The organism is Flavobacterium orientale (assembly GCF_014638005.1).
Taxonomy (GTDB): Bacteria; Bacteroidota; Bacteroidia; order Flavobacteriales; family Flavobacteriaceae; genus Flavobacterium; species Flavobacterium orientale.
In genome coordinates this window covers 35,212-44,452 of the sequence record NZ_BMFG01000014.1, presented here as the reverse complement: position 1 = coordinate 44,452, position 9,241 = coordinate 35,212, and the positions used below count along the sequence as shown (strand labels likewise).

Here is a 9,241-nt window from a genome sequence, read left to right as displayed (position 1 = left end):
TAGTTACAGTTCCTAAACCACACTCATCTAAGTCTGAGCTATCCACATATGTTAAGCTAACTTGGCTGTCACATGCATCAGAAGCACTTGGTGTGCTGAATACTGCTGCTGTTGGACATTCTACTGTATAAGCTGCTCCAACTCCTGAAATTGCAGGTGCTGTAGTATCTTGAAATGTAATCACTTGTTTGTGGTACACATGATTTGTACAACGGTCAGATATTTTCCAAGTTCTTTGTAAAAGATAAACACCCGGACAGTCACCCGGATATTCGAAATCACCTAAAAATTGAACAAAAACAGTCCCACAATTGTCAGTAGCCACAATTTCACCCGGAGGTGGAATAGGCATACCACATTCTAAAATTAAATCAGTTGGTCCTGAAACTACTACCGGATCTTCTTTATCCACAATTGTTACTTGATAAGAACAATTTGACACACAACCTTCCGGCGTTGTTACCGTTAGTTTCACTGTATATGAAGTTCCACAAGATAGCCCAGCATTTACTGAAACTTGTTGTTGATTGGAAGGCCCAACTATTGTTCCGTTCCCTACGATAGACCAACTATATTGATATCCGTTTCCACTAGGAGCACTGTAAATATTTCCTTGAGAACCAGGACAAACGGCTAAATCTCCTTTAATTGCACATTCTGATTGCGTCACCTTAATGGTTTGTGAACATTGGGTAACGATACCAGAATTATTTGTCATTGTTAAGTGAATCGTATAGGTACCCGCTGAAGTGGCTACTACCCCAACATTTTGTGATGTTGAAGATCCAGAAATTGTTGCACCGGTTGTTCCAGGCTCAATTTTCCAAGAAAAACTAGTAGCACCTGAACCATTTGGAACACCAAAATAATTGATTGAACCAGCACAAACTGATTCCGGACATGGAATAGGTTGATTGGCTTGGTTAGTACATAAAGAAACCGGTGTTGGAAAATCTCCCGGACAAATTGGTGCAGATAATGCAATTTGCAATGATCTGTCTTGATTTCCCAGATTACCAATATTCCAATTGATTGTTCTCATGTGATAAGGAGAACCATTTATACCCCCTGCAGAAAGAATTGGATCAATTCCCCAATTTTGTCTTAAAGCAATATGCCCACCCCACGCTAGAGTAGCTGTAGACTGGGTAGGTGTAAATTTAAAAGTAAACTGAACTTTTTTGTCATTTCCGGTTAAGCTCAAAACGTCAGCTGCTGTGACCAAGCTATTCCCTTCAAAATATTGATAAGTTACACCATAAGCTTGGTTGAAACTTCCGCCCCAAATAGAAATGAACGTTTTGTTTGCGGCTTGAAGTGCTAAAAATTCGTTTCTAGCATTTGCAACACCCAAAATGCCATCATTTGCAGGACTTAAATAAGCCGGCATTGTAACAGGCAAAGTACTGGAAGGCGGTGCTAATGCACCAGGCAATAATGGATTAACCACTTCGTCGCCATTGTGACTCTGAAAAGTATGCGGTTCTAATTGTTGGTAATGCGTAATGAAGTCTAACGCATATTTACTACCATTTACAAAGTCATAGCCTAAAGTAATTTCTACTTCTTGGCCAACCGGCAAACCTGTCATAACAAGTCTGTAAGGTATTGAATGACCTTCAATATAATGCGATTGTTGCGCATTTAAATTTCCGTTTCGCCATGCCATCGGATTGAGTACGTTATTCAACGGACCATTTTCTCCTTGACTAAGACTCGCACCCGGATTTTGTGCGGTTATACTACTTGTGACAAGTATTAAAAAAAAGCTTAAAATTAATACAAACGATTTTTTACTCGACTCAATTACATATTGAATCTTATTACTTTTTTCACTTGACTTCCTACAACAACTGTAAGAAAGCAGATAACTCGGATTAAAAAAAATAGTTTTTTTCATGAGTATAGTGTTAAGTTAACACCATACATTAATGGGAAAATTAGAGCAGATAGGGTTTAGGGACGTAGAGAATAATTACTTTTTCAAATGCACAGTTTTTTTTAAAAATTACACGATTAAGATTGGTTTAATACACTTTCAGATGCTCAATAATTCTTGGTAAACAAATTATTAAACAAATTTAAATTTCAATAATATATCTTTGGAAATTGAATTTTTTCTACATTAACGAGTACTAAATTCATAATATTTTATTAAAGAAAAGCCAAAAATCGTTAAACTGCACATAAAATCGATAAAAACAAAAAAAGAGGCTAATCGCCTCTTTTAAAAAATAATATCAATTAATTCTTATAATTTTTTCACAACATTTCGTTCACTTAAACCTAACGTTGTCATTACATCTTCATAGTTTGAAAAATCCATTCTAGCTGAACCGAAATATCCCGGAACTAAAACAATTCTGAACGTTTGGTTTTGTGTCCATTGCGGACCAAGTATATCTAAATTGAAATCGGCTGAATCTAAAAACAAGTTTACATCAAAGCGAGTAAAATCATAATTATACTGTAAATCACCCTCAATTAACTGCACTGTTTGAGGCATTAATCGCCAAATAGGGGTATTTCCATCAACATCCCATAACAGATAAACTAAAACTACATCTGAATCTAAAATAGGTGGATTTAACGGAATTAAGCTACTGTAATTGTTTGAAGCAGAAAAATTTCTTGTTACTTCAAAAACCTCAGCTTCGACTGAATAACCATCTCTTCCCGGAATTCCTTGCGGACCTTCACAACTTTGTAACGTTATCATCCCGATAACAGTTAAAATCAACGTAATTCTTTTCATACTTTTTTTCTTTATGATTCTTACTAAATTTACTTTTTCAATACTCATGCCAAAGTTATCTTTTTTGAATGATTTCTACTCAATTTATTTTTCTACTTTTGGTTTATGGAAGAAAAACACAATTTATTTATGGTAATGCTAGGAGCTAAACCAACAGGTAGAGTAACTGAACAACACGATATTTTTTTTGGAATTGGAAAATCTCTTACTGATTTAATTCCTGAAATGAATTCTTTTTGGCCTGAGGCTAAAGGAAATATTCACATAGATGCTTGGAGAAGAATTTCAAAAGTTGAAAATTACAGTGTTAAAATCTCACCCCGAAATGAAGGTGTTACGATGAATGAAAAATTATTCTTCATCAACCTTGGTGGTTACAAGCCGAATGAATTTGAAGAGTTTCATTATAAAGTTGTTACTATTGCAACCAATAAAGCTACAGCAATTAAAAAAGCAAAACAAACTTCTTTTTACAAGCATTGTGGCTTTACAGGAGCTACCTCTCACATTGATGACAAATATGGTATTGATGTAGATGATATTTATAACATTGAAGAACTTTTATCACACGAAACAAAAAACAAGTTTCAACTAGTTTTTAAATTGAATGAATCGCGAGAAGAAGACATTCTCAACATAGGCTATCTAAAAATAAAGAAGCCGTCAATATAAAAATTGACGGCTCCTTCCTGCAAAACCAACCTTACTTTCTGGCTTTAATTATTGTTTTTGTTGTTGATTCTTTGTCTGTGGTCACACGCACCATAAACAATTGTCCTTCGTTTCGAGCAAAATGCATATTTATACTTTCCTCTTTATTAGTATAACCATTACTATCTTGGTATTTATAAACCAAAATACCTCTATAATCAAAAATCTCAATGGTTACTTTTGATTTATAATCAAAATTATATTTGATTGAAATCTCTTCTTGGAAAGGAACCGGATAAATATCAAACAAATCTCTTCCTATAGTTGCCTCAGTTCTAAATTGAATTGGATCTATAGGATTGTTATGTGCATCTATTGAACAACCTGCATTGTTTAAATCATCTAATGCTGTAGCTAAATTTCCTGTAGCATTTCCGTTGGAAGCAAATGCATTGTTTACTGTGGTAATCAATAACTGTGTATTATTTAAATAAGGTTCTCCATAATTCACAAATGCATGACAAATATTAAGTAAAGCCGCTACTGATTGTCTTCCCAGATTAGCTGGACCTCCCCCACCTAAATTTAACACTTCCATAAAGGTTTTGTTTTTGATATTATTAGGTGCACTTGTAAATACCGTTCCATATTTTGTACCAGGACTATAATTACCGCACCAGCTACCCGGATGATTTTTCCAGTAACCAATAGTACAACCATCAAAGAATTCACATTCCGGTCTTGTAACCACTACCTCATCTTGTGTCGTACATCCATTTGATAAATCGGTAACTGTAAGAACATATGTTCCTTCCATATCCACAGTTGGAGTCGCTGTATCTGCACCGGAAACTATGTTTCCATCTAATGTAGACCAAGAGAAACTAACATTCACAGTAGTTGAAGATCCTGATAACTGTACTGTAGAAGTATCACACGAAATTTGAGCATCATCTCCCGCATTTGCATTTGGTGGTGTGTTATTTAAAGTAACCAATGCAACATCAGTAGCGGTACATCCATTATCAGGATTAGTAACTGTTAATGTATACGTTCCAGCTGCATCTACGGTAGGCGTTGCCGTATCAGCTCCAAAAGCGATATTACCTCCATTACTTGCTACCCATGCAAACGTTGCACCAGGTGTTGTTGAAGAGCCACTTAAACTTACTGATTTTGAAGTACAATTCAATTCCTTATCCGCTCCTGCATTTGCGTTTGGCGGTGTGTTATTTAAAGTAACTAAGGCTACATCAGTAGCTGTACATCCATTTGCAGGGTTTGTTACTGTTAAAGTATATGTACCTGCTGCATTCACTGTTGGTGTAGCTGTGTTAGCTCCTGAAACAATGTTTCCTCCGTTACTAGCCACCCAAGCAAAAGTTGCTCCCGGTGTTGTTGAAGAACCGCTTAATGCAATTGAGGTTACTGTACATGTTAGTTCTTTATCCGCTCCTGCATTTGCGTTTGGCGGTGTGTTATTTATAGTAACCAAAGCTACATCTGTAGCTGTACAACCATTTGCCGGGTTTGTTACCGTTAAAGTATAGGTTCCAGCTGCATTCACTGTTGGTGTAGCTGTGTTAGCTCCTGAAACAATGTTTCCGCCATTGCTGGCTATCCAAGCAAATGTTGCTCCCGGTGTAGTTGAAGAACCGCTTAATGCAATTGATGCAACTGTACAAGTAAGTTCTTTATCAGCTCCCGCATTAGCGTTTGGTGGTGTGTTATCTAGGGTAACTAATGCCACATCAGTAGCCGTACATCCATTTGCAGGGTTTGTTACTGTTAAAGTATATGTACCTGCCCCATTCACGGTTGGTGTAGCTGTATTAGCTCCTGAAACGATATTCCCTCCATTACTAGCCACCCAAGCAAAAGTTGCTCCCGGCGTAGTTGAAGAACCGCTTAATGCAATTGAGGTTACTGTACAAGTAAGTTCCTTATCCGCTCCAGCATTTGCATTAGGAAGATTACCATCAAGTGTTACCAATGCTACATCTGTAGCCGTACAACCGTTAGCCGGATTTGTTACTGTTAAAGTATATGTACCCGCCGCATTCACTGTTGGTGTCGCTGTATTTGCTCCTGAAACAATGTTTCCGCCATTGCTAGCTATCCAAGCAAATGTTGCTCCAGGCGTGGTTGAAGAACCGCTTAATGCAATTGAAGTTACTATACAAGTTAGTTCTTTGTCCGCACCCGCATTTGCGTTTGGTGGTGTGTTATTTAAAGTAACTAGAGCTATATCAGTAGCCGTACATCCATTTGCCGGGTTTGTTACTGTTAAAGTATAGGTTCCTGCTGCATTCACGGTTGGTGTAGCTGTATTTGCACCTGAAACAATGTTTCCTCCGTTACTAGCCACCCAAGCAAAAGTTGCTCCCGGTGTTGTTGAAGAACCGCTTAGTGCAATTGATGTTACTGTACAAGTAAGTTCTTTATCCGCTCCAGCATTTGCGTTTGGCGGTGTGTTGTTCAAAGTAACTAATGCCACATCAGTAGCCGTACATCCATTTGCCGGGTTTGTTACCGTTAAAGTATAGGTTCCAGCTGCATTCACGGTTGGTGTAGCCGTATTAGCTCCTGAAACAATGTTTCCTCCATTACTAGCCACCCAAGCAAATGTTGCTCCCGGTGTGGTTGAAGAACCGCTTAGTGCAATTGACGTTACTGTACACGTTAGTTCTTTATCCGCTCCTGCATTTGCGTTAGGAGGTGTGTTATCTAGGGTAACTAATGCTACATCAGTAGCCGTACATCCATTTGCAGGGTTTGTTACCGTTAAAGTATATGTACCTGCTGCATTCACGGTTGGTGTAGCTGTATTAGCTCCTGAAACAATGTTTCCACCATTACTTGCTACCCAAGCAAATGTTGCTCCAGGGGTTGTTGAAGAACCGCTTAATGCAATTGAGGTTACTGTACATGTTAGTTCTTTATCCGCTCCTGCATTTGCATTAGGAAGATTACCATCAAATGTTACCAATGCAACATCTGTAGCCGTACAACCGTTAGCCGGATTTGTTACCGTTAAGGTATAGGTACCCGCCGCATTCACTGTTGGTGTCGCTGTATTTGCTCCTGAAACAATGTTTCCGCCATTGCTAGCTATCCAAGCAAATGTTGCTCCCGGTGTGGTTGAAGAACCACTCAATGCAATTGAAGTTACTATACAAGTTAGTTCTTTGTCAGCACCCGCATTAGCGTTTGGTGGTGTGTTATTTAAAGTAACTAGAGCTATATCAGTAGCCGTACATCCATTTGCAGGGTTTGTTACTGTTAAAGTATATGTTCCCGCTGCATTCACAGTTGGTGTAGCTGTATTTGCACCAGAAACAATGTTTCCTCCGTTACTAGCCACCCAAGCAAAAGTTGCTCCCGGTGTGGTTGAAGCACCGCTTAATGCAATTGAGGTTACTGTACATGTTAGTTCTTTATCCGCTCCAGCATTTGCGTTTGGTGGTGTGTTATTTAAAGTAACTAGAGCTATATCAGTAGTCGTACATCCATTTGCAGGGTTTGTTACTGTTAAAGTATAGGTTCCTGCTGCATTCACGGTTGGTGTAGCTGTATTAGCTCCTGAAACAATGTTTCCGCCATCGCTAGCTACCCAAGCAAATGTTGCTCCAGGGGTTGTTGAAGAACCACTCAATGCAATTGAAGTTACAGTACAAGTAAGTTCTTTATCAGCTCCCGCATTAGCGTTTGGCGGTGTGTTATTCATAGTAACCAAAGCTACATCTGTAGCTGTACAACCATTTGCAGGGTTTGTTACCGTTAAGGTATACGTTCCAGCCGCATTTACTGTTGGCGTAGCTGTGTTAGCTCCTGAAACAATGTTTCCGCCATTGCTGGCTATCCAAGCAAATGTTGCTCCCGGTGTGGTTGAAGCACCACTCAGTGCAATTGATGTCACTGTACATGTTAGTTCTTTATCCGCTCCTGCATTTGCGTTTGGCGGTGTGTTATCTAAGGTAACTAATGCCACATCAGTAGCCGTACAACCGTTTGCTGGGTTTGTTACTGTTAAAGTATAGGTTCCCGCTGCATTCACGGTTGGTGTAGCTGTATTAGCTCCTGAAACAATGTTTCCGCCATTGCTAGCCACCCAAGCAAAAGTTGCTCCAGGGGTTGTTGAAGCACCGCTTAATGCAATTGAGGTTACTGTACAAGTTAGTTCTTTATCCGCTCCTGCATTTGCGTTTGGCGGTGTCTTATTTTCTGTAACCGTCACTGTATCTTCTGCAAAACAGCCAACAGGACCTGCACTTGCTCTAACCGTATAAACTCCGGGATTAGAAACTACAGGAGCATTTCCAACTAATTCAGGTCCTAATTGACCCGGACCAGGTGAAGGCCCATACCACTTAATAGAAGCTCCCGGCGGAGTAACATTTGTTGCTGTTAAAGTAGCCGTTGGATTGGTACACGTTACTTCATTACTTGCGTTTGCCGTAACATCAACATCCGTTATGTTTCCAAATAAAAATGGTCCGGAAAAGTCTTTTAATTCTGCCGTAAAAGAAGCAGAAGATCTCGTTTTCACTAATAAACTACCTAGTAAATTATTACAAGGTCCATCATCGTTTGATCTACTATCAAGACCTAAAGCAGTTAAGTTAATTCCAAATTCCGCAAACTGTAACGCTTTCATGTCATCAAAATAAGCTGCATTTCCTTCTTGGCTTCCCCAAGGAGCTCCGAGCGTTGGAGCGGTTACATTTACAACAGCAAATACTGTAGCTTCTGCTGTTGGATCTTTTGTGGTTATACCTGCGTATCCAAATACACCTGAACCATTCCCTTGATCAAAAGTTCCTGTAAGACTAAATGGTCGATTTGGTCGTGAATTAAAATTTGCAATATCTGCACTCGACATCCAAATTCGTACACTTGCTTGTGGATTAGCCCCCCCATTTGCAAAATCAACGGCAACTAAAATATCACCCGGAATATCGATACTTCCATCAGGTTCAAAAACCCAAGCTGTATGACCGGCATTTGGACCTGCGTTAACTAAAGCGTTCCCATTATAAGTAACTTCTCTTCTAAAAAATTCAAAATCTGTATGCGAATTACCATCTGCAGATACTGTTGTTGCACCACCAAACCCCCATAAAATTCCGGTAGGTGATTGAGCCAATGCTGCCGGAGAGATGTCTCTTCTCAAATAACCAAACACATCGATTAAGTCATTTTTTGGAGGAGATCCACCACTACCTAGTGACCAAGTTGTAGGATCATCGCCATTTTTATTTGAGTTACCACTAAAAGAGGTCGCATCACTATTACCTTGCGATGAATTATTATCTCTAGCATAAACGGCATCAATCCATATGTTGGTACCCAGAATTGTATTATAAGGTACTGACATTCTTTTCTCAAAAGAGAAATTGTTATTTGCAAGAATAGATGCTTTAATACCTGCGGCATTTGTGACATCAATTACTCCGAGACCTGAACCAGGCCATAATGAAGGGTTCGCAAACCAGTCATCTGTTCCAATCGGACCGGCTAAATTTCCAAATTGAAGCCTGTTGGCATAGACGTCAGCATCAATACCGAAATTGGCTTTTAAAGCTGCTCCCGAAACAATTTGTGCTTTTGTTTCATGAGTTGCCATGAGTGTAATAACTACAATAAGTGTAGTACAAATTGTTTTCATCGTTAAGAAAGCCGATTGAAAACGAGAATTAGTTGTTAACCAATTTTTTATTGGTATCACATGACGTAATTCATTCTGAAATTGTCTTTTTTGTTTCATAATAATAGGGTTTAGATACACCATATTATTAGTGGAAATAATAAGTAGGAGAGGCAGTAAATTTTTAA

Annotated in this window: 4 protein-coding genes; 1 reads left to right on the top strand and 3 read right to left on the bottom strand. The window is 38.8% G+C overall.

Translation table 11 applies throughout. The annotated features are described in order from the left end of the window. Window positions 1-1,900 (bottom strand): PKD-like domain-containing protein (locus IEV15_RS13850; RefSeq protein WP_188363135.1); only part of this gene is annotated, 1,900 nt, incomplete at its 3' end. Between the two features lie 351 nt (window positions 1,901-2,251). After that, complete coding sequence (locus tag IEV15_RS13845) at window positions 2,252-2,755, bottom strand: hypothetical protein (RefSeq protein WP_188363134.1); 504 nt, start codon at window positions 2,753-2,755, stop codon at window positions 2,252-2,254. Between the two features lie 105 nt (window positions 2,756-2,860). Here IEV15_RS13845 and IEV15_RS13840 point away from each other — a divergent pair, with 105 nt between their 5' ends. Next, entirely contained in the window at window positions 2,861-3,427 is a 567-nt protein-coding gene (locus tag IEV15_RS13840; RefSeq protein ID WP_188363133.1) for a DUF1543 domain-containing protein, read from the top strand. A gap of 31 nt (window positions 3,428-3,458) precedes the next feature. On the opposite strand, the gene IEV15_RS13835 is transcribed toward IEV15_RS13840, so the two are convergent. Next, window positions 3,459-9,173 (bottom strand): T9SS type A sorting domain-containing protein, encoded by a 5,715-nt coding sequence (locus tag IEV15_RS13835; RefSeq protein ID WP_188363132.1) that lies wholly within the window; start codon window positions 9,171-9,173, stop codon window positions 3,459-3,461. Window positions 9,174-9,241 lie beyond the last annotated feature (68 nt).